The organism is Enterobacter sp. CRENT-193, from assembly GCF_002787395.1.
Classification (GTDB): Bacteria; Pseudomonadota; Gammaproteobacteria; order Enterobacterales; family Enterobacteriaceae; genus Enterobacter; species Enterobacter hormaechei_C.
Window position 1 is genome coordinate 3,259,704 of the sequence record NZ_CP024812.1, and the last position, 21,177, is coordinate 3,280,880.

At 54.3% G+C, this 21,177-nt stretch carries 17 protein-coding genes; 13 read left to right on the forward strand and 4 right to left on the reverse strand.

The annotated features are described in order from the left end of the window. Nucleotides 1–53: 53 nt before the first annotated feature. Both CU081_RS16275 and CU081_RS16280 read right to left on the reverse strand, forming a co-directional pair. A complete protein-coding gene (locus CU081_RS16275) occupies nt 54–938 on the reverse strand; it encodes an SDR family oxidoreductase (RefSeq protein WP_022651207.1) in 885 nt (294 codons plus the stop codon). A gap of 111 nt (nt 939–1,049) precedes the next feature. Continuing rightward, on the reverse strand, nt 1,050–1,577 hold the full coding sequence (locus tag CU081_RS16280; protein ID WP_003857109.1) for a GNAT family N-acetyltransferase: 528 nt from the start codon (nt 1,575–1,577) through the stop codon (nt 1,050–1,052). Nucleotides 1,578–1,708: 131 nt separating this feature from the next. Between CU081_RS16280 and treZ the strand changes: the two genes are divergently transcribed. From treZ to glgX, 3 genes are read left to right on the forward strand one after another with little or no spacing between them, the layout of a single operon-like run. Beyond that, the gene (gene treZ / locus CU081_RS16285) at nt 1,709–3,496 is read left to right on the forward strand and encodes a malto-oligosyltrehalose trehalohydrolase (protein WP_022651206.1); all 1,788 of its coding nucleotides are present in this window, start codon (nt 1,709–1,711) and stop codon (nt 3,494–3,496) included. Then, a complete protein-coding gene (gene treY, locus CU081_RS16290; RefSeq protein WP_022651205.1) occupies nt 3,493–5,961 on the forward strand; it encodes a malto-oligosyltrehalose synthase in 2,469 nt (822 codons plus the stop codon). Before treZ ends, treY begins: the two co-directional genes overlap by 4 nt. A gap of 15 nt (nt 5,962–5,976) precedes the next feature. Beyond that, a complete protein-coding gene (gene glgX, locus CU081_RS16295; RefSeq protein ID WP_023324662.1) occupies nt 5,977–8,052 on the forward strand; it encodes a glycogen debranching protein GlgX in 2,076 nt (691 codons plus the stop codon). Here the strand turns inward: glgX and CU081_RS16300 are convergent. After that, nucleotides 8,049–8,597, reverse strand: coding sequence for a winged helix DNA-binding protein (locus tag CU081_RS16300; RefSeq protein ID WP_022651203.1), 549 nt, complete (start codon nt 8,595–8,597; stop codon nt 8,049–8,051). The genes glgX and CU081_RS16300 overlap by 4 nt on opposite strands. Nucleotides 8,598–8,821: 224 nt before the next feature. Here CU081_RS16300 and CU081_RS16305 point away from each other — a divergent pair, with 224 nt between their 5' ends. From CU081_RS16305 to CU081_RS16315, 3 genes are read left to right on the forward strand one after another with little or no spacing between them, the layout of a single operon-like run. Continuing rightward, nucleotides 8,822–9,544: a DUF969 domain-containing protein gene (locus tag CU081_RS16305; RefSeq protein WP_003857121.1), complete on the forward strand. Its 723-nt coding sequence runs from the start codon at nt 8,822–8,824 to the stop codon at nt 9,542–9,544. Continuing rightward, nucleotides 9,541–10,527 carry a DUF979 domain-containing protein gene (locus CU081_RS16310; RefSeq protein WP_022651202.1) on the forward strand — a complete coding sequence of 329 codons (987 nt, stop codon included), beginning with the start codon at nt 9,541–9,543 and terminating at the stop codon, nt 10,525–10,527. The genes CU081_RS16305 and CU081_RS16310 overlap by 4 nt, the downstream gene beginning before the upstream one ends. A gap of 9 nt (nt 10,528–10,536) precedes the next feature. After that, complete coding sequence (locus tag CU081_RS16315; RefSeq protein WP_003857125.1) at nt 10,537–11,532, forward strand: DUF2891 domain-containing protein; 996 nt, start codon at nt 10,537–10,539, stop codon at nt 11,530–11,532. Nucleotides 11,533–11,553: 21 nt separating this feature from the next. Here CU081_RS16315 and CU081_RS16320 read toward each other — a convergent pair whose 3' ends face one another. After that, nucleotides 11,554–12,942, reverse strand: coding sequence for an MFS transporter (locus CU081_RS16320; RefSeq protein ID WP_032645625.1), 1,389 nt, complete (start codon nt 12,940–12,942; stop codon nt 11,554–11,556). 129 nt (nt 12,943–13,071) lie between these two features. Here CU081_RS16320 and CU081_RS16325 point away from each other — a divergent pair, with 129 nt between their 5' ends. The 7 genes from CU081_RS16325 to CU081_RS16355 all read left to right on the forward strand — a co-directional run bounded on the left by CU081_RS16325 (nt 13,072) and on the right by CU081_RS16355 (nt 21,160). Further along, entirely contained in the window at nt 13,072–14,001 is a 930-nt protein-coding gene (locus CU081_RS16325) for a LysR family transcriptional regulator (RefSeq protein WP_022651200.1), read from the forward strand. Nucleotides 14,002–14,064: 63 nt separating this feature from the next. Then, entirely contained in the window at nt 14,065–14,331 is a 267-nt protein-coding gene (locus CU081_RS16330; RefSeq protein ID WP_003857131.1) for a type II toxin-antitoxin system TacA family antitoxin, read from the forward strand. Beyond that, a complete protein-coding gene (locus CU081_RS16335) occupies nt 14,319–14,804 on the forward strand; it encodes a GNAT family N-acetyltransferase (protein ID WP_003857133.1) in 486 nt (161 codons plus the stop codon). Before CU081_RS16330 ends, CU081_RS16335 begins: the two co-directional genes overlap by 13 nt. A gap of 374 nt (nt 14,805–15,178) precedes the next feature. Next, complete coding sequence (locus CU081_RS16340; protein WP_001542736.1) at nt 15,179–15,658, forward strand: hypothetical protein; 480 nt, start codon at nt 15,179–15,181, stop codon at nt 15,656–15,658. Nucleotides 15,659–15,679: 21 nt separating this feature from the next. Continuing rightward, nucleotides 15,680–16,483 carry a TIGR02391 family protein gene (locus tag CU081_RS16345; protein WP_039268887.1) on the forward strand — a complete coding sequence of 268 codons (804 nt, stop codon included), beginning with the start codon at nt 15,680–15,682 and terminating at the stop codon, nt 16,481–16,483. Between the two features lie 20 nt (nt 16,484–16,503). Then, complete coding sequence (locus CU081_RS16350; RefSeq protein ID WP_004016055.1) at nt 16,504–17,937, forward strand: restriction endonuclease; 1,434 nt, start codon at nt 16,504–16,506, stop codon at nt 17,935–17,937. 100 nt (nt 17,938–18,037) lie between these two features. Then, the gene (locus CU081_RS16355; RefSeq protein WP_023300121.1) at nt 18,038–21,160 is read left to right on the forward strand and encodes a hypothetical protein; all 3,123 of its coding nucleotides are present in this window, start codon (nt 18,038–18,040) and stop codon (nt 21,158–21,160) included. Nucleotides 21,161–21,177 lie beyond the last annotated feature (17 nt).

Here is a 21,177-nt window from a genome sequence, read left to right on the forward strand (position 1 = left end):
GCCGGGAAGTGAATGTGACCTATCCATGGAATGGATAGGTCTGAGCGGATGCTTTACAGCACGCCGGTACCGCCGTCAGAGCACCACACTTGCCCGGAGGCGTATGAGCAGGTATCGGAGGCAAACAATACATACAGCGGTGCGATTTCAACCGGCTGGCCCGGTCTGCCCAGGGGCGTATCTTCCCCGAACTTCTGAACTTTGGACTGCGGCTGGCCGCCGCTGGACTGAAGAGGCGTCCAGTATGGACCTGGCGCGACGGCATTCACCCGAATTCCACGCGGTCCCAGCTGCTGGGCCAGAGACTTGGTAAAGGCTACGTTACAGGCTTTGGTCTGCGCATAGTCCACCAGGATCGCGCTCGGTTTAAACGCCTGAACGGAAGTGGTGTTAATGATCACGGCGCCTTCCTGCAAATGGCGTAGCGCAGCTTTGGTGATCCAGAAGGGGGCATAGACGTTGGTCTTAAACGTCGCGTCAAAATCTGCCGTGGTGAGATCGTCGATAGATTCACAGTACTGCTGGCGTCCGGCGTTATTCACCAGAATATCCAGGCCGCCCAGTTCGGCAACGGCTTTTTCCACCAGCGTGTCGCAGAACGACTCCACGCGAATGTCGCCCGGAATGGCGACCGCTTTACGGCCTTCAGCCTGAATCAGCGCAATGACCGATGCCGCATCGGACTCCTCTTCCGGCAGATAGCCAATAGCGACATCTGCGCCTTCACGGGCATAGGCGATCGCTACCGCGCGACCAATTCCGGAATCACCGCCGGTAATCAGCGCTTTTTTTCCTGCCAGTTTTCCTGACCCGATATAACTTGTTTCACCATGATCCGGTATTGGCTTCATTTCCGATGCCAGCCCGGGGGCCCTTTGCGGTTGTTCAGCAAACGGTGGACGAGGGTAATGCAGCGTGTGATTATTTCCTGTAGACATACCGGCCTCCTTAATAGTGAATTCCAAGATTAGTCGTTAATTAAACGTAAGCGGGCAAAATTGACAAATTCAGACAAATCTATCTTCCGGTAGCGGATATAAAATATTTTCTCAAGCCAGCATGTAATACCAGAAAAGGGCGACCTCATCTTTTTCCGGCAGGGCGTTGTAAAGGTAGCGATCGTAACCGCCGAGAATAAACCCATAGTGACGATAAAAAAGACAGGCAGAAACATTAACGTTCTGCGTCTCCAGCCGTAACCCGGGCGCATTGAGGCTTCGCGCCCAGACGTGGGTGGCGGACATCAGCTTGTGCGCCGCGCCCGTACGACGCTTTGAACGCTCCACGGCAATGTAATCCACCGATATAAATTTATTCCAGTTGCAGGACGCGGTAATAAAACCGGCGATTTCACCGTCATCCGTTTCGGCGATAAGAAATATTGAATCCGGATTAACGCAATGATTTTCCAGCGTCTGGAGATCCAGTTCATAGGTTTTAAGATAAGGTTCGGTCAGCGCCTCGATATGCAAATCACCATTGAGAAAAGGCTCTCTGGCAATCTCATCGACCGTAAAAGAAAAATCACAGCATTCAAGACGGGCAAGGTCGGTGCTTAATCCTTTTCGAATATGCATAGTATTCCTTAAGTGGGAGTTAGATATAGATAATAGACGAAGCGGCATACCCTGCTGGCATAACACTCTGTAGATCCTGGTCTAAGCTTGTATTTCGTTCCGCGTAAAATGTGGTCATTCGAGGACAATGAATGGAATTCAGAACATGTCGCAGGCACTGGGGTGCTGAGTTTATTTCCGATGACGTTGTACGTTTTCGCGTCTGGGCAGAAGGGCAAAAAGATCTCACGTTGCGTTTAACCGATACCGACATTCCCATGGCGGCGGTGGGCGACGGCTGGTTTCAGATTGACGTGCCCGGCGTCAGGCACGGTACGACGTATCAGTTTGTTTTACAGGATGGAATGGCGGTGCCGGACCCGGCCTCGCGCGCGCAGCAGGCTGACGTCAATGGCCCGTCGGTGGTGATCGACCCGCGTCGCAGCCTGCCCGCTCAGCGCGAATGGCAAGGACGACCGTGGGAAGAGACGGTGATCTACGAGCTGCATATCGGCACCTTCACCGGGGAAGGAACCTTCAGGGCGGCCATAGACAAACTGCCTTATCTGGCCGAACTGGGTATTACGCAACTGGAAGTGATGCCCGTGTCCCAGTTCGGGGGCGCGCGCGGATGGGGGTATGACGGTGTACTGCTGTATGCCCCGCACTCGGCTTATGGTACACCGGATGATTTTCATGCCTTCATTGATGCCGCCCACGCGCTCGGGCTTTCCGTGGTGCTGGATATCGTACTCAACCACTTTGGCCCGGAAGGGAACTACCTGCCGTTGCTCTCGCCGGCGTTTTTCCATCAGGATCGTATGACCCCGTGGGGCAACGGTATTGCCTATGAGGTTGAAGCTGTCCGGCAATACATCGCTGAGGCGCCGTTATTCTGGCTCTCGGAGTATCATCTTGACGGTCTGCGCTTCGACGCCATCGACCAGATCCATGACGACGCTGAGACCCATATTCTTCCCGAGATAGCGCAACGGATCCGCGACGCCTTTCCGGATCGGCATATCCATCTGACCACCGAAGACAGTCGCAACGTGATTTTCCTGCATCCGCGTGATGAGCATGGTCAGACGCCGCTTTTCACCGCCGAATGGAATGATGATTTTCACAACGCCGCGCATGTCTTCGCGACGGGAGAATCACACGCCTACTATCAGGATTTTGCCTTTGAGCCCGAGAAAAAACTGGCGCGGGCGCTGGCAGAAGGCTTTGTCTACCAGGGGGAAATCTCGCTTCAGACCGGAAAATCGCGCGGGGTAGAGTGTCGCGAGCAACCCCCACAGTTTTTTGTCGATTTTATTCAAAATCACGACCAGGTCGGCAACCGTGCCCAGGGGGAGAGGCTTATCTCTCTGGCTGGGGCGGATAAAACGCGCGTGCTGTTCGCGGCGCTGCTCCTGTCGCCCCATATTCCGCTGCTGTTTATGGGCGAGGAGTATGGCGAAACGCATCCGTTCCTCTTTTTCACCGACTTCCACGGCGACCTGGCGAAAGCGGTGCGGGAAGGGCGCGCGAAAGAGTTTACCGGCCATGCCGGGCACGATGAAACCGTACCGGACCCCAATGACGTAAATACCTTTATGCGGTCGAAGCTTGACTGGAACAAGGCAGACACGGAGGAAGGCAGGGCGTGGCTGCACGTCACGCGCGAGCTGATTGTGCTGCGTCAGCGCTTTATCGTCCCGTTACTGAAACAGCGGGGCACCGTGGAGGGTAACGTCCTGCAAACGGCGCTCGGCATGGTTGCCGTGAGCTGGCGTTTTCCGTCCGGCACGTTGTCGCTGGCGCTGAATATCGGCAAAAAGCCGCTCGCCTTACCGGACCTGCCCGGAAAAACGATCTTTAGCTGGCCGGAGGCAGTCGAAAACCTGCCGTCGAACAGCATTGTTGTTCGCTTTGCTGATGGAGAAGCAGCGCTATGATCCCTTCCTCTACTTACCGAATTCAGTTTCGCAACGGCATGACCTTTGACCGCGTGGCAGACCTGATTCCGTATATGAAAGACCTCGGTATCAGCCATCTTTACGCGTCGCCTGTTTTCACCGCAACCACGGATTCCACCCACGGCTATGACGTGACCGACCCCAACGAAATTGACCCGGCGATTGGCGGGCGGGAAGGGTTTGACCGCATGGCGGCGGCGCTGAAACAGGCGGGGATGGGGCTGATTCTGGATATCGTTCCTAACCATATGTCGACCTCGCTGGAAAACCGCTGGTGGCGCGATGTTATCGAACATGGCAGGCAGAGCCGCTATGCGGCGTATTTTGATATCGACTGGTCCCGACCGCTGACGTTGCCGTTTCTTGGCGACACCTTTGAAGCCGAGCTGGAGCGGGGGGCTATCACCTTAAAACGTGACAGTGTCACCAACAGCGCAGCGCTGGTTTACTATGATACCGCCTATCCGCTTAATCCCGGCACGTATGCCGAAGGCAAGAGCATCGCTGAGATCCACGAGGCGCAAAGCTGGCGGCTGATGTCCTGGCGTGAAGCGCCGAAACAGCTTTCATGGCGTCGCTTTTTTGAAATCACCGGGCTGGTCGGCGTGCGGGTAGAGGATGAGGCGGTATTCGCAGATACGCACCACCTGATCCTTGAGCTTGTCCACGCCGGGGTTGTCGACGGCCTGCGCATTGACCATGTGGACGGGCTTGCCGATCCGCTGGGCTATTTGCAGCGACTGCGTGCGGCTACCGGACCGGATTGCTACATCACGGTGGAAAAAATCCTCGCCAAAGGGGAACAGCTTCCTCCGGAGTGGCCCATCTCAGGTACTACGGGTTATGAGTTTATCGCCTCCCTGGCGGAAGTGCTGGTGGATGATACCAACCTCTCGCGGCTGGAGATGCTCTACGACGAGACGCTGGGTACGACCGTGGACAGGCAGGCGGAACTTCGCAACGCCAAAGGGCTGATGACCGATCGTAATTTTGAGGGTGAATTTACCACGTTGCTCAAAATAGCCAGCGAGCTGGCCGGGCATAACGGCGCCGAAGTGGAGCATGATGATATCCGCCATGCCCTGCGTGAGCTGCTTATCGCGTTTCCGGTGTATCGCACCTACGGCACCGCTGAGGGACTGACGCCACCGGATGTGGCGCTGCTCAGCCGTGTGGTCGCCAGCGTCAACGCCTCTGAACCCGCTCTGAGCCTGATCGTGCGTATTCTTACCGGCGATCTGCCGGAGCATGACCACGCGCTGGCCTCGCTTTTCCGCACCCGTTTTCAGCAACTGACCGGGCCGCTGATGGCAAAATCGGTAGAGGATACGCTGTTCTTCCGCCATAACCTGGAGCTGGCCCTGAACGAAGTCGGCGCCGACCCGACGCCGCGCGCGTTTTCACTTTCCCGTTTTCATCAGGAAATGCGCATTCGTCTTGCCCGCCAGCCCGATGCGCTGCTGGGAACCTCCACCCACGACACCAAACGCGGCGAGGATGCACGAGCTCGTCTCTATACGCTGACGGAAGCGCCAGATCTGTGGGGAGAAAATCTGGCGCGCTGGCGGCAGATGAACCAGACGCAGGTCCGATTCCTCAACGATGGCACCGCGCCGAACGCCGCCGACACCTGGATGATCTTCCAGGCGCTGGCGGGCGTCTGGCCAGCAACCCTGTCGCCTGAGGATCGTGATGGCCTTAAGTCACTGGAAGAGCGTTTCCTCGGCTTTATCGAGAAAGCCCTGCGCGAGGCCAAGCAGCGTACCGACTGGATCGACAGCAACGAAGGTTACGAGAGCGTGGTCCTGGACTACGTGCGCCATCTGCTTTCCCCGGATAACACCCTGTTCCTGCGTGATTTCAGTGCCGCACTCCAGCCGTTTATTCGGGCTGGGTTAATGAACAGCCTGAGCCAGACGGTGATCAAGCTGACTGCGCCTGGCGTACCAGACATCTACCAGGGCAGCGAGGGGCTTAACTTCAGCCTCGTCGACCCGGATAACCGCCGCGAACCGGATTTCGCCGCACTGGCGGAAAACCTCAGCGTAGCGGATGGCACCGTTTTTAACGATGCGCAACGCTGGCGAGACGGCAGCGTGAAGCAGTACGTTACCGCCACGCTGTTACGGCTTCGGCCACATTACCCCGCACTTTTCCGCTACGGCGACTGGCTGCCGCTGAAGGTAACCGGTGAGCGGGAGGAGAATCTGATCGTTTATGCCCGCATAAAAGATGACGAGGCGCTGATCGTCGCCGTGCCGCGTCTGGTGTTTGACGTCACCGACAATGCGATGCTGTGGGCCAACACTATCGTGGCCATACCCCAGGAGCTGGCCGGGAAGCACTACCGGGATCTGTTTACCGGTGAGCGTCGCCTTCTGCCAGAGACGCTGGATTTAACGTCTGAAAAGGGATGTTTGTTGGTTCTGCTTACCTGCGACTAATCGAGGAGAACAAAAATGCCAAAGGATACAACGTTTGAAATTCGGGCCGGTCATGGCCAGCAGTTGGGCGCAAATTATGACGGGAAAGGGGTAAACTTCGCCCTGTTTTCCGCCCACGCGGAGCGGGTGGAGCTGTGTCTGTTTGATCCTTCGGGAAAAACAGAAATCGCCCGCCTGGAACTGCCGGAATATACCCATGAGGTCTGGCACGGCTATGTGCCGGATCTGAAACCGGGGGCGCTGTATGGCTACCGTGTGTATGGCCCCTACGATCCGGAGAACGGTCACCGTTTTAACCCCAATAAGCTGCTTATTGACCCCTATGCCCGTGAACTGGTGGGTGACATTGAGTGGAACGATGCCCACTTCGGCTATGAACTGGGACACGATGAGCTGGATCTCAGTTTTGATACGCGAGACAGCGCGCCATTTACGCCCAAATGTAAGGTCATCGACCCCAATGCCGTTGACTGGCAGGACTCACGCCGGCCCGATATCCCGTGGCCGCATACCGTGGTCTATGAAAGCCACGTAAAAGGCTTTACCCAGCTTAACCCGGCTATTCCGCCTGAACTGCGCGGTACGTTTGAGGGGATGGGGCATAAAGCCTCGGTGGAATACATCAAAAGCCTCGGCATTACCTCGGTCGAGCTGCTACCGGTTCACTGGTTCCCTGACGATCAGCACCTGCTCGATCGCGGCCTGAAAAACTTCTGGGGCTATAACTCGCTCGGTTTCTTTGCGCCAGCGTCCCGCTATTACGGCCCGGCGGGCATCCAGGGTTTCCGCGACATGGTGCGTGCCTATCATGACGCGGGCATCGAGGTGATCCTCGACGTGGTCTATAACCACACGGCGGAGGGCAACGAGCTGGGACCAACCCTGTCGTTTAAGGGGATTGATAACTTCTGTTATTACCGCACCATGCCGGATCAGCACCGGTATTACATCAACGACACCGGCACCGGGAACACCGTTAATACTTCGCACCCGCGCGTGTTGCAGATGGTCATGGACTCCCTGCGCTACTGGGCGGAGTCGATGCAGATTGACGGTTTCCGCTTTGACCTCGGGACCATTCTCGGACGTGAGCCGGAGGGGTTCGATCCGCGCGGCGGCTTCTTTGATGCCGTGACCCAGGATCCGGTGCTGTCGAAGCTGAAGCTCATCGGTGAGCCGTGGGATATCGGCCCCGGCGGGTATCAGGTGGGGGGCTTCCCACCTGGCTGGGGTGAGTGGAACGACAAATACCGCGATACGGTACGTGAATACTGGAAGGGGGATAACGTTTCTAACGATTTTGCCGCCCGTCTGTTAGGGTCCGGTGATTTGTACGATCTGCGCGGGCGTCGTCCGTGGGCCAGCGTCAATTTTATCACCGCGCATGACGGCTTCACGCTGAACGACCTGGTATCGTACAATGAGAAACATAACGCCGATAACGGGGAAGATAATAACGACGGACATAACGATAACCGTTCGTATAACTACGGCGAGGAAGGGCCGACGGAAAACCCGGATATCATTGCCACCCGCGAGCGGCAAAAGCGCAACTTCCTCACCACGCTCTTCTTCTCGCACGGCACGCCGATGCTGCTGGCAGGCGATGAGTTTGGCCGGACGCAAAAGGGCAATAATAACGGCTATTGTCAGGACAGCGAGATCTCCTGGGTAAACTGGGAAGGACTCACTGAAAACGACGAGAAGCTGCGCGACTTTACCCGTCGGTTGATTGCCCTGCGCGCGACGCAGCCGCTGCTGCGACGTGAGAACTGGCGCGACGGGCTGGAGATCCGCTGGTTTAACGCCGGTGGCGGACCGCAGCAGTCGGAACAGTGGGACGAGGGTTCCACCCTTGGTCTTGCCATCAGCCGTCCTGATCTTGAGCAGGAAGAGGGCGTCTGGCAAGACGTGCTGATGCTGTTTAACCCGTTTGAAGGTACGGTGCCATTCCAGATCCCGCAGTTTGGCGAAGGGGGTTGGGTGCTCGAACTCTCGACGTCGGAGGATGCCACCACGGGGGAAATCATCACTGAATCTGTCGATTACGAGCTGGCCGGGCGGAGTATCACCCTGTTCCGCCGTCCTTAAAGCGAGGCCGCCGCGCGTGCGGCGGTATCATACAGGGAGGAGATCGCGCGGAGTAACTGCGCGGTCTCGCCAATCGACGCGCCCGGAATACCGCTTTCCGCATGAATGTTGATCAGGCAGGCCTCCCGCACCTCCCGGTACTTCATGCACAGCGCTTTTCCCTCCTCCGTAGTGGAGAAAAAAAGCTCTTTTCCCGCTTTCTCGCTGGTGACGTAGCCCGCCTTGACCAGCTTTTTCAGCGCATACGTCACCACGTGGGTATCTTCCACGTTCAGCACAAAGCAGATGTCAGCCAGCTTTTTCTTACGGTTGCGGTGATTCACGTGGTGCAGAAGCGAAACATCAAAGGCCCCCATATCCGGTTCACCCGCTGCGGTCATGCAGCGCACCATCCATTTGTTAAACGCATTGCTGGTCATGATCAGCGCATATTCCAGCTCTGATAATTCAGCACACCGCTCTGAGACGAGATGACGGGAGGAGACGATTCGCCCGTCCGCAATATCGTCGTGGTTTAACGCTGTCGCCTTTTTCTTTACTGTCATAACGATCCTTCCCCCGAAATGTAAACCCGTCGATAAAATAAGAACATTTTATTGATAAATTGTTTACATGTTTTTGACGTTCAGATATAGCTTTTTAGTGCAGGTTCTGTGGAGCCTCACGCAAAACACAACATCGCGCGCCGTAATGCACCGGCTTCGCTCTGCTGCGAAGTATAAAAAATAGCCGTCGGCGCGCAACGCTCACTTTGGATAGGGTAACGTTTATGGACAGTTCTACACTGTTGCCACTTATCGGGATTCCGGTGGTGGTTATTGGTTTTGCACTGCGTTTCAACCCGCTGCTGGTTGTCGTGGTGGCGGGGCTTGCGACGGGCCTGCTGGTTGGCATGGATTTCGGTATGCTGCTGGAAACCTTTGGCGAAAAGTTCGTGAATAGCCGATCGCTTGCCACCTTCATTCTGATCCTGCCGGTGATTGGCCTATTGGAGTATTACGGGCTGAAAGAACGCGCCCAGGCCTGGGTCGCGAAGATCGCCAGCGCCACCTCGGCGCGTATCCTGATGCTCTACTTTGTTGCCCGCGAAGGAACGGCTGCGCTGGGCCTGATGTCGCTTGGCGGCCACGCGCAAACGGTGCGTCCGCTGCTGGCGCCGATGGCGGAAGGGGCAGCTCTGAATGAATACGGGGAACTGCCGCAGACTATCCGCGACAAAATCAAAGCCCATGCCGCCGCGTGTGACAATATCGCGGTTTTCTTTGGGGAAGATATTTTTATCGCCTTTGGCGCGGTACTGCTGATTGATGCGTTCCTGAAAGAGAACGGGATCGAGGGGATCGAACCGCTGCATATCGGCCTGTGGGCCATTCCGACCGCCATTGCGGCACTGATCATCCATATGACGCGTCTGCTACGCCTCGATGCCAGCATTCGTCGCGACGTGATGGCCTGGAAAGCAGAGCAGGGTACGCAGGAGATCGCACCATGATGACCCTCATCACCATTAACCGCGTGTACTACCTGATCGGCTTCGTCGTGATGCTGCTGGTTGTGATGACCCTTCGCGATCGCGCTAACCCGAAACGCTATACCACGGCGCTGTTCTGGTTTCTGTTTGGCGGGATCTTCCTGTTTGGCGATCTGATGGTGCAGGAGCTGGGTAAGTCCCTGGCGTATCGCATTATTGGCGGCGCCGTTATTGTGATTGCGCTGCTGGCCGGTTTCGGGCTGGTCGGGAAGGGGCATTATAAAATGTCCACCGAGGAGGAGCGTGTTGCCTCGTCGAACCGGCTGAAAAACTCGCTGTTTTTACCGGCACTGATGATCCCCGTGGTAACGGTCATCGGGACGCTATTTCTGAAAGGCGTGTCGATTGGCGGCGTTTATCTGCTCGACCAGAAACAGCTTACGCTGGCGGCGCTGTGCGTGGCCTGTGTGGCAGCTATCCTCACCGGCTGGTGGCTGACAAAAGGTACGCCGCTGCATGCGGTTCGTCAGTCGCGTCGGCTGGTCGATACCATTGGCTGGGCGGTGATCCTGCCGCAGATGCTCGCCATGCTCGGCGGGGTGTTTGTGGTGGCGAATACCGGCGAATCGGTACAAAAGGTGGTCAGCCTGTTTGTGAACCCGGACAGCCGCTTCATGCTGGTGGTCATTTATTGCGTGGGGATGGCGCTGTTTACCATGATCATGGGTAACGCCTTCGCAGCCTTCCCGGTGTTAAGCGCCGGTATCGCTCTGCCATTCCTGATTAACGTCCATCACGGTAACCCGGCGCCGCTGCTGGCTATCGGTATGTACGCTGGCTATTGCGGCACGCTGATGACGCCGATGGCCGCCAACTTCAACATTGTGCCCGCCGCGCTACTGGAGCTAAAAGACAAATATCAGGTTATCAAGATCCAGATCCCGACCGCGTTAACCCTGCTGGTGGTGAACGTGTTCTTAATGTATTTCCTCGTGTTTCGCTAAGGAGCTGCAATGGAATTAACGCAACATCAGGCTGACGCCTTCGCCAGAATGCCGTTGACCTATTTACGTCAGGAATACCCGAACCACATTATGCATCTGCTCAATGATGACGGCGACGTTCTGCCGCCTCGCGAGCTGCACCCGATCTTTTACGGCTGTTTTGACTGGCACTCTGCGGTGCATGGCTACTGGCTGCTGCTGCGCTGCCTGCGTCTCTGGCCCGAACTGCCGTGCCGGGAAGAGATCATCACTCTGTTCGAAGAACACCTGACCGACGAGAAGGTGGCGAAGGAGTTGGCCTATTTTACCGCGCCGTTCCGCGCGTCGTTTGAGCGGCCTTATGGCTACGGCTGGCTGCTGGCGCTGGCGCAGGAGCTGAAGCAATCGTCACTGCCGCAGGCGGAGCGCTGGTACCAGACGCTGCAACCGTTAACGCTGGATATTCGCCAGCGGCTGGTGGATTACCTCAGCAAGCTTACCTATCCGATCCGCGTCGGGACGCACTACAACACGGCGTTTGCGCTCGCGCTGGGGCTGGATTATGCCCGGGCGGTGAACGATGACACGCTTGAGCGCGCCATCCTGGACGCGGCAACGCGGTTTTACCTCGCGGACACGCAATATCCTGCGCATTATGAGCCGGGTGGCGACGAGTATATCTCCGGAGCGCTGACCGAGGCCCTGCTGATGAGTAAGGTGGTGGAGGATTTCCCGGCCTGGTTCGATGCGTTTCTGCCTGAAGTGGGCGCCGTTTCTGCGCTGATGAACCCGGCAGAGGTGAGCGACCGCACCGACCCGAAAATCGCGCATCTGGACGGTCTCAACCTCAGCCGCGCCTGGTGTATGAAGCACATTGCCCGTGCTCTGCCGGAAAATCATCACGCCCGGAAGCCATTACACGATGCCGTTGCGCGCCATCTCTCGGCAAGCGTGGAGCATGTTGTCGGCAGTCACTACAGCGGCGGGCACTGGCTGGCGAGTTTTGCGCTGCTGGCGCTGGAGTAGCGCTTAGTTATATTTTCGTGCTCATCCTGTTTCCGCAGGATGAGTGATTTTACGCAACCGACTCGCGCTGACGACGACCGCTACCGCAGAAGCTGCGGCTGCGACCCATAGCGCAACATGAATTGACCTTTCATCTGCGGCCAGCAGAACGGCCACGGCGGCGGCGCCCAGACACTGCCCGAACGTGCGCATAATGGATAAAACACCGGATGCATAGCTCGCATGCTCACGAATAACGTTGGAGAGCATTTCCCGGTTATTGGGACTCTGAAAGCAGCCAAACCCCATGCCGCATACCAGACTCCGCAGGCAGATATCCCACATTGTAGGGCGGTCGGGTAATGTCGCAAGAAGGATCAAACCCACGACAAAAATCACCAGCCCCAGGGTGGATATCGCCGGGGCTGAAATCGTGTCCGCCCACCGGCCTGCATGCGGCGCAATCAGTACGATCCCTAGCGGCCACGGCGTAAACAGCAGGGCAGACAACACCGGACTGTAGCCGTATTCGCTCTGAAACAGGAAAGGCAGTGCAATAAAAGTGATCCCCTGGCTGACAAAAGCAATCATTGACGTGAAGGCCGCGAGGGTAAAACGTTCATTTTTAAACATCGTCGGCGGCAGCAAGGGGTTATCCGTGCGGCGGATCTGCCAGATAAACGCCATGCCGCTCAGCGCAGCGAGCACCGTCCAGCAAAGACTGCCGGGGTGATAAGTAGCCTCCTGGAGGCTGTTCGCCGCCATGATCGTCGACCCCAGCAGCAGCGCCGACAATATGGCGCCCGGGGTGTCGAAGGGCGCTTGCTTTCGAACCGCATCCTGCGGCAGCGCTTTGACCGCCAGCAGTAAGGCGAGGGTGCCGGGAACCACGTTTATCGCAAACAGCCATTGCCAGCTCAGGGTGTGAAGGATCGTCCCACCCAATACCGGCCCGATAGCGGAGCTGGAGGCGATGAGCAGAGCGTGCAACCCCAGAATGCGGCCAAGTAATCGCCCGGGAAATACGGATCGCAGGATTGCGGGGGCAATACTCAGCGCCGCCGCGCCGCCGATCCCCTGAAGCACGCGCATACCGATGAGCACTTCGGGCGTCTTCGCCAGCGCGCAACCCAGCGATGTCAGGGTAAAGGTTGTCAGACCTGCCAGAAAAACGGGGCGATAACCCAGGCGGGCCGCAAGCGCCGCGAATATCGCCAGCGACATCGCGGCCGCCAGCAGATACCCGTTGGCGAACCAGACGGCAATACTGGCAGGTACCTGCATCTCCTGAGCCATGGAGGGCAGGGCAATGTTGATCATGGTGCCATCAAACACGCCCATTAAGGTGGTGGTCATAATTGCGGCCATCACCCGTGCGCGCGCCGGGCCAGGCAGTCCTTCGTCGCCGGGTTGACTGGAAAAGAGCATCATCATGTTGTCCTCTGAGAAGAGTGTATGGATGACAAAACTATAAAGATGGCTTTTACAGGGCGGAAGGCGCACCATTTGCACTTTATCGTTGCATGAAACGCCTTATCTGAATGAACAGGAATGAGCGCTATGACCGATCCTGATTTTAATTTACTGATTGCACTCGACATATTGCTGAGCGAAGCGAGTGTCGCAGGTGCAGCACGTCGTCTGAACCTCAGCACCTCGGCCATGAGCCGGACATTAAGCAGGTTACGCGACGTTACAGGCGACCCGATCCTGGTGCGCGCCGGACGTAACATGGTACTGACCCCGTGGGCCGAAGCGACCCGGGATCGCGCCAGACGTGCAGTGCACGAGGCGAGGGCGGTATTGCAGCCCTCAACTGAAACGTTCAGTGCGCAAAGTCTGGCGCGCCTTTTTACCATCAGGGCAAACGATGGTTTTGTGGTGGCGTTTGGGCCTGCGCTTATAGCGGCTGTGGCCGACGCCGCGCCGGACGTCTGTATACGCTTTGCGCCTAAGCCGGAAAAAACGTCGCGCTATCTTCGGGAAGGGCTGGTTGATCTGGAGATTGGCGTCCAGAGCAATATGGGGCCTGAAATACGGCTGCAACGACTGTTTGAGGATCGGTTTGTGGGCGTCGTGCGTAAGGGACACCCGCTGGCTAAGCAGGCAGAAATAGGCGTGAAGGATTATGTCGCCTGGGGCCATGTGGTAGCGTCACCCGAGGGCGCGTTGCACGGTTCCGTTGACGATGCGCTGGCCGAACTGGGGACAAAACGTAAAATCGCCAGCGTCGTACCGGGATTTCCGACGGCACTGTCCGTGGCGCTGGAATCAGATCTTATCACCATGATACCCGCGCTCTATTTACTCAATCAGCAGGTAACGGACCAGGTACATCTGTTCGAGCTGCCGTTCAAAAGCCGTCGTATTATGGTTTCACAGATGTGGCACCCAAGAATGGAACGCGACCCTGGTCACCGCTGGCTGAGAGAGCAAATTCTTGCGATATGCGGTGTGGAGAGGTCAGACATAATTTCGGGCTCTGTATAGCGATTGCTATACACACCGCTTATGCTATGCTTGTAAAGCAATTGCTATACAAGAGGTATACCTATGAAATCAGATGTTCAACTCAATCTCAGAGCCAAAGAATCCCAGCGGGCGCTTATCGATGCCGCCGCAGAGATCCTCCATAAATCACGCACGGACTTCATTCTGGAGATGGCCTGTCAGGCAGCCGAGAATGTGATCCTCGATCGACGTGTATTCAATTTTAACGATGAACAGTACGCAGAGTTCATTGACATGCTCGATGCCCCGGTCGCGGACGATCCGGCCATAGAAAAACTGCTGGCAAGGAAACCACAGTGGGACGTGTAACAGCACCAGAGCCCTTATCCAGCGTCCATCAACTGGCGGAGTTCGTCAGCGGAGAGGCCGTGCTTGACGAATGGCTAAAACAAAGAGGTCTGAAAAACCAGGCGCTCGGCGCAGCCCGAACCTTTGTCGTTTGTAAAACGGGCACGAAGCAGGTCGCGGGATTTTACTCTCTGGCTACCGGCAGCGTTAACCATACGCAAGCGACAGGGAATCTGCGGCGTAACATGCCGGATCCCATTCCCGTGATTATTCTTGCCCGTCTGGCAGTTGATGTCTCGTTACGCGGAAACGGGTTGGGAGCCGATTTACTCCACGATGCGGTTTTACGCTGTTATCGGGTAGCTGAGAATATCGGGGTGCGGGCGATTATGGTTCATGCACTCACTGAGGAAGCCAAAGCGTTTTATATCCACCATGGTTTTAAAGCATCGCAGACTCAGGAACGGACACTGTTTCTCAGGCTTCCTCAGTAGAGGCAAAGGGAGGGGGTAGGATGCGATGGGCTTATCTGACGAGGGATAGGCTTCATAATATCCAATTTAACTATTCTGGGTTTGAGGGAAATACATAATTTAATTTATAATAAAAAACTTTGCAACCCACTGTAATTAAATAATTTTTTCTCATCGAGCAATCAAAGCATGCACTTATGAACTAAGTTTTGGTTCATAACTGTGCAAGTAGCTGAACACAAATCATACGAATTTTCTACCATTGGTTCATGAACTGGTTTTTCTGATTTTGTGATGAACATCAGGTTTTAGTATTCAGTTATTATACCTTTTAGTTGGTAACCGAATGCGTACTGAAAAATCCAATAAAATTCCTTAAATATGCGAGCGTGATAATGGCACTGACCCCGGCTCAAATACGCTACCTCAATCAATGTGAACCAGGCGAACCTGTGTCACATGCATTGTCCGAGCTACTATTCAATGATCATGATCTACTCAGTATTGATGCTAACGAACGGTCCATTACCTTTCGCTTTGCGATGTACCTCCAGCTATCTTTCCCCGGTTGGAATGTAGATTGCGAATATAACCGGGATGGTGTAGAACCTAAACGGCTCAGACATTTGGAGCTTTATCCAGACAGCGAAGACGTTGAAGCAAAGACAGTATTTCCTGATGTGATCGTGCATCGGCGAGGTACACAACAGAATCATCTGGTCTTAGAATTTAAAAAATCAACGAGTCGCGTCGATAGACGAATCGATCTACTGAAACTTCAAGGTTATAAGCAGCAGCTTGGCTACGATCACGCTTTGTTTGTGGAGGTCGGTACTGAGGGACAATCGATTATCACGGCGCTCGAGTGGGTCTGAAAGGTGATAAAAAGGTAATTTATGATACGTATTCCATTATTCAACTCTCAGCACCTTGAGGCCGCTTGTCGCGTTCTTGCTGATACCGAACGTGGCTTGAGTGGGGCGCAGATCGAGCGACTCCTACAAGAAATCAAAGTTGCCGACACATCGCCAAGCATGACAAAATGGAAACGGCTGTATAATGCGCTCGTAGGTGCGCAGAACCAATATCAGGTCGGCAACCATCTCATAATGTTCATTAACCGTGCGATGAATCCGGTAAATTACGCTCGTGATCCAGCAGTATTTACCTGGAGGCGTGATGAACTCAATGTTGTCCTAGCTTTTTCCGGCTTTTATGTCCGCGAAGATGGTAAGGTCACGAACGCTACTAAAGCAACAACACTCGATTCAGCCAGAGCCCGCGCCGGGCGACTTAAGGCTGCACTCGAAAACCGTGCTGTGCATGCAGAAGTTTTGAACTATTGTCGTGCAGAACTTCTGGACGAAAACTATTTTCATGCCGTCTTCGAGGCGACGAAAGGGGTTGCGGAACGTATTCGTCAGTTGTCTGGGTTGAGCGGCGATGGTGCTGACTTGGTGAACAAGGCATTTACCGGACAACAACCAGTTCTGACCTTGGGACCGCTCACTACCGACTCAGAAAAGAGTGAACAAAAAGGTTTTGCGAACCTACTCATTGGTCTATTCGGCGCTGTGCGCAATCCACTGGCCCATTCGCCTAAGAAGAATTGGCCCATGTCTGAATTGGATGCGCTGGACATCCTTACGTTGGTTTCGCTTATTCATCGCAAGCTGGATGGCACACAGAATAAAATATAGCCATATTATTGGGGAGTTGCATGAGCTACGCGGACTGGCGAGTTTATCAGGAGGCCACAGCTGAAGTATTTCGACGTCTTGGATGTAATGCTTTGGTTGATTATCGAGCCAAAGGTGTTCGAGCGACCCATGATATTGACGTCTACGCGACCTTCCTTCGATCGGGTATCCTCTGTACTTGGGTAATCGAATGCAAATTGTGGAAAACTCGCGTTCCTAAGGAAAAGGTGCTTGCTCTCAAGAGCCTCATTGATGACCTTGGTGCCGATCGAGGAATCATGGTCAGTGAGGTTGGTTTCCAACCTGGAGCACAGGATGCGGCACGAGGGTCGAACATCACTCTGGTCACATCCTTGGATGATTTTGCCAAGACTGCACAGGCAGCAACATCAGAAGCCTCTCTTATTCTAGACAGTAGTGATGATGGAGCCCCGATTTATAAATTTCCAAGCCGCTCTGAACCACATGACATTCTCCTGCATAACAACTTCCTGATAACTGCAAATTGGGCTGGATGCAGCATTTCAATCGTTAATCCATCATCCAAATCAATCATACGTACCATCGACCTGGATAAATATGAGTCGATCTCCCCGCAAAACGGTGAAAGAGAGATTTTGAGCCATCCTCCTGGTAGCTTAGTTATTGCAGATGGCCGTTTGTTTGTCGGCCAGGTTTTTTCGGACTTTGTGCTCGTTATTGATTTGGCTACGCATGCTATCGTTAAAAGAATAGTGTTACCTGGGGGCGGTAACGGACAATTAGCAGTGTCACAAAACGAAAAAGAAATCTATTTCGCAAGCAATCGAGTCAACCAGTTCTACATCATTGACAGTGCCACATACGTTGTAAAGACAGTAGCATATCCCGAAGGTGGCCGAGGCTGCATGTCGCTGCTACGACATCCGACACTGCCATTAATTTACATTGGCATTCAACGCGGCGGACGCAGCCACGGGCTGAGTTATCCACATGCTAACTGCTATTTAGCTATCTACGACTTGAGTCGTCAAAAATATACGGCGGATGTCCAGCTCGCCGAGATAAGCAATGGTCGTGCAGATGATTCAACCCCTGCATGTCTAACATATGACGATCTCTACAATCGCATCTATGTCGGCATGTTCCAGTCCAAGCGTGGCATCTGTGTAATAGAGCCGGAATCAGGGGAGCTAATTCAAGAAATTCGCTTTGCCTCAAATGATAATAATAATTTTTTCGCATGGGCAGACCCGTTATCGCAAACGGTGAGTGGAAACTTACTGTTATCGGTCAATCGAAACAATCATGAGCTTGTAGCGTTAGATCGTGCTTCACTTCAAATAAAAAAAATTCTATTTGTTGGTGAAGCGCTTAACGGCCCGAGAGCCGTTTTGGTGTGGGGAGATAATGCTGTTGTCAGCTACCCAAGTCGAAATGGATTACTTTTCATTCCACTTGGAACTCTGAAATAATAAAATCTACTCCTGATGCTTGACTAGTCACGTTCTTGAGGATGTGGTTAAAGCGAAGGCGATGACTGTTCCTTAAAATACTTACAAAGTGGCTTGTGCAATGGACTTTATTGACAAACAGATTCTCCCGCCAAAGTCGTGGGAGAAATTCGAAGATTTGACTCGTGCATTGTTTGCCGCAGTGTGGAGGTCTCCCCTTACGCAAAAAAATGGTCGGTCTGGGCAAAAACAGCACGGTGTTGATGTCTATGGAACGCCACAGGCAACACCCGGCATAAATTTTGGTGTGCAATGCAAAGGGAAGAACGAAGGTTATGGGGCCAAGGCGACTATCGTGGAGTTCGATACGGAACTCATCAAGGCCGAAAATTTTAAACCACAGCTTGGACACTGGACATTTGCTACTACAGCGCCTAATGATGCGCGACTTCAAGAACATGCCCGACTAGTGTCAGAACAACGCGTGAAGGAAGGAAAATTTCCCGTAGTTGCTATTGGATGGGACACGATTCAAGCGCTGCTATCCACTCATCAGGAAGTGATTGAAGAAATCTATCCCGAACATGCAAGCGATCTGCATAAAATCATGGCAGCTCTGCGCGCGTTACCAAGTTCCGAGGAGCTCGATCAGATCCGGCGGAGCCTCATTGTGTTCGCACCAAGATCATCAGTACTCAATATTGAAGCATCAGTTTGGTCTGAGGTTAAGTTCGAAAAGCCTCGTGATCTTGGACCTGCTCTAATGGGTCGTCCACTCGGGCCTGCAGATGTCGCTGCTTGTCCCATTCTTCCGGAGGTAGCTCTACTGACTGCAGACCTGGAGCGCGCAGGAACAGCTCGACTTGCGGGGGTACCGGGAGCTGGGAAATCAATCTCAATTCTTCAAGTGGCGCTTCAAATGTATTGTCGCGGCTGGCGTGTCCTAAGATTAGCCGACCCAATTGGAAAGATACCTTCTTTTGATGAGAGTCTGAAACCGACACTCTACATCGTTGATGATGCTCACCTGACTCGCCCAGCATTTCTTCGTGAGTTGGAAGAACAGGCCACTGCATCGCGATGGGTATTAAGTGCGTACACGATTTCCGAAGATAAGAGCGGCTTTCCAGGCGCCATCCATCTTGATGCTAAGCGAGCGGTTCGGGTTATTGCGAATGGTTTTCTGGCTTCCCGCGAAGCAACACTTGCCGCTGTTCGTCAAGCCGATGATCGCATCGGCGATCGGCCTGGAGATGAGCAGTTCGATCTACGCCTTGAGCATGCAGCGGAGAAAGCGCTTTATCCCTGGCAATTCTGTTTCATCCTTGGAGGAGGATGGCGGCGAGCGAATGCAATGGCAAGTTCTGCGCGCGCAGCAGGCGCTGACGTGGTTCTTGCAGCTGCTGCAATTCGACAGCTGGCATCACGTGATGCGCACTGTTCACGCGAAATGTTGTTGCGGTTAGTCGGGGACGAGTTGTCGAATTCTGATGGAAATGCTGCGATTGATTGGCTTGTAGCGCAACGATTTTTACTGAGTTTCAACGACCTTCGCTGTCCACACCAGCGTCTTGCTATTGTACTCCTGGCACGTATTCTCGACGGACAGACAGCCGAAGAGCGTCAGAAAATTGCAGTTATGCTCAGAACAGTTCTGACCGACATTCAGATGCCTCTCAGTGGCCTAAGTGTTCTACTTAGCGAACTTTCGTTAGCTGGCGAATTTGGGATGTGGCGAAGGCTTGTACAGCCGGCATGGCTTACTCCCGCTTTAGAACGCTGCTGGGTAGCGACAGAACCACTTGATATTCGGCATGCTTGCTGGTTACTGAATAATTTGCATAGCTATCTGCCCGATGAGATGGAAACAATTGCCGATCATAGTGAGACTCTTGCAGAGTGGATACAGGCGGCGCCGGAAGGTGCATGCTATGCGATTGGCCGCGTGCTTAATCATGTACTTAATACTAATCGGGCACTTGGTGAAAACATCGTCATGCTAGTTGAGCCACGCGCATTAGCAAAGGCGATCAGTGCTGCTGCCCCGTTGCATGCGGGTGAGATTGCCGAACTGCTTTCGATGATAGGTGCTTGTAAAGATGATATGTGGAAGGCACGCTATCTCGAACACATTGATCACGATGCGTGCCTTCGCATTGTGTCACAGTGGCCGCAGGATGCCTACCTATCGGTCGTTGCCGATTTTTGCGAACATTTCTGCTACGTCGAATCAGAGTTCGGGTTCACTTTGATCGAAGCACTTATCCCGGCCATCGCCGATCGACTGCGTGCCGCTCCGCAAGAGTCTTTCCACGAACTAAACGATATCGTGTGGAACGCGTTGCGGCTCTACGATCCGCTTAACATCTATGTTGGCAAGTTGGCACCGTCCCGAAGAATGCGGCAGGTGGGGCGAAAAATCTGCCGTTGCTGGTCGCCTAAGGATCTCGCGATCTCTTTGTCGCGCAGTACGCAACGAAACTTCCAAGCTGCCGCAGGGCTTCTTAGCTTCATGCATAAGGCCTCGCCAAAGCAGTTCGAGGAGACGGTATTAGCACTCAATTGGAGCGAGATCGACCAAGCGATAGGCTCGGATTGGGCGGAAAATATCGGCGATGCGAGAATGCTGCTCGGAGTTGCGCACATCGTACCAGCAGCGAGACTCGCAATTCAGGAGATGATTGCGCGCAATGAGCCGCGTATCGTCAACATGTCGACGCATCTCGCAGCCATCGCGCCGGCTAGCGCGTTACGTCATATAGCCGCGGGCAGACGCATTGCACTCAGCCATTGGGGTCATGTCGATTGGCAACTGGGAGCATTAGTTTTGGCGAGGATTGCTCAGTCGGAGCCAACACTGGTTTCTACATTTCTTGAACCGCACTACAGTGGGCTAGCAGAGGCGTTATCTCAGCCCAGCCCCACTTTTTACAATGAGGCTCTGATGTTTCTTTGTCTCCTCGTGCAAGTCCAGCCTTCAGGCTTAATTCGAGTGCTGGATCAAATTGATGTAAACAGGGCAACACTGGGGTGGCGTAATGCACTTCGCGGGCAGGATAATAGTCGTGAGCCTGGCGCAAAGGCTCAGGTTCGGCAGGTAGCGTCTTTGCTAGTCCATCATGCGATGGATCGTAGTGATGCATTGGGAGAGTTAGCCCGCCGACTGCGACGTGACTTTCCCCGTCAATCTATACCTTTAGCAAAGACTATTGAGTTCATTGATTTAAGCGAGCCGATTGAATGAACATGCATTAGCAGCTG

Excerpts from the sequence above, each read along its gene's own strand:
- CU081_RS16275 (WP_022651207.1), bottom strand. The coding sequence starts at position 938 with ATGTCTACAGGAAATAATCACACGCTGCATTACCCTCGTCCACCGTTT.
- CU081_RS16280 (WP_003857109.1), bottom strand. The coding sequence starts at position 1,577 with ATGCATATTCGAAAAGGATTAAGCACCGACCTTGCCCGTCTTGAATGC.
- treZ (WP_022651206.1), top strand. The coding sequence starts at position 1,709 with ATGGAATTCAGAACATGTCGCAGGCACTGGGGTGCTGAGTTTATTTCC.
- treY (WP_022651205.1), top strand. The coding sequence starts at position 3,493 with ATGATCCCTTCCTCTACTTACCGAATTCAGTTTCGCAACGGCATGACC.
- glgX (WP_023324662.1), top strand. The coding sequence starts at position 5,977 with ATGCCAAAGGATACAACGTTTGAAATTCGGGCCGGTCATGGCCAGCAG.
- CU081_RS16300 (WP_022651203.1), bottom strand. The coding sequence starts at position 8,597 with ATGACAGTAAAGAAAAAGGCGACAGCGTTAAACCACGACGATATTGCG.
- CU081_RS16305 (WP_003857121.1), top strand. The coding sequence starts at position 8,822 with ATGGACAGTTCTACACTGTTGCCACTTATCGGGATTCCGGTGGTGGTT.
- CU081_RS16310 (WP_022651202.1), top strand. The coding sequence starts at position 9,541 with ATGATGACCCTCATCACCATTAACCGCGTGTACTACCTGATCGGCTTC.
- CU081_RS16315 (WP_003857125.1), top strand. The coding sequence starts at position 10,537 with ATGGAATTAACGCAACATCAGGCTGACGCCTTCGCCAGAATGCCGTTG.
- CU081_RS16320 (WP_032645625.1), bottom strand. The coding sequence starts at position 12,942 with ATGATGCTCTTTTCCAGTCAACCCGGCGACGAAGGACTGCCTGGCCCG.
- CU081_RS16325 (WP_022651200.1), top strand. The coding sequence starts at position 13,072 with ATGACCGATCCTGATTTTAATTTACTGATTGCACTCGACATATTGCTG.
- CU081_RS16330 (WP_003857131.1), top strand. The coding sequence starts at position 14,065 with ATGAAATCAGATGTTCAACTCAATCTCAGAGCCAAAGAATCCCAGCGG.
- CU081_RS16340 (WP_001542736.1), top strand. The coding sequence starts at position 15,179 with ATGGCACTGACCCCGGCTCAAATACGCTACCTCAATCAATGTGAACCA.
- CU081_RS16345 (WP_039268887.1), top strand. The coding sequence starts at position 15,680 with ATGATACGTATTCCATTATTCAACTCTCAGCACCTTGAGGCCGCTTGT.
- CU081_RS16350 (WP_004016055.1), top strand. The coding sequence starts at position 16,504 with ATGAGCTACGCGGACTGGCGAGTTTATCAGGAGGCCACAGCTGAAGTA.
- CU081_RS16355 (WP_023300121.1), top strand. The coding sequence starts at position 18,038 with ATGGACTTTATTGACAAACAGATTCTCCCGCCAAAGTCGTGGGAGAAA.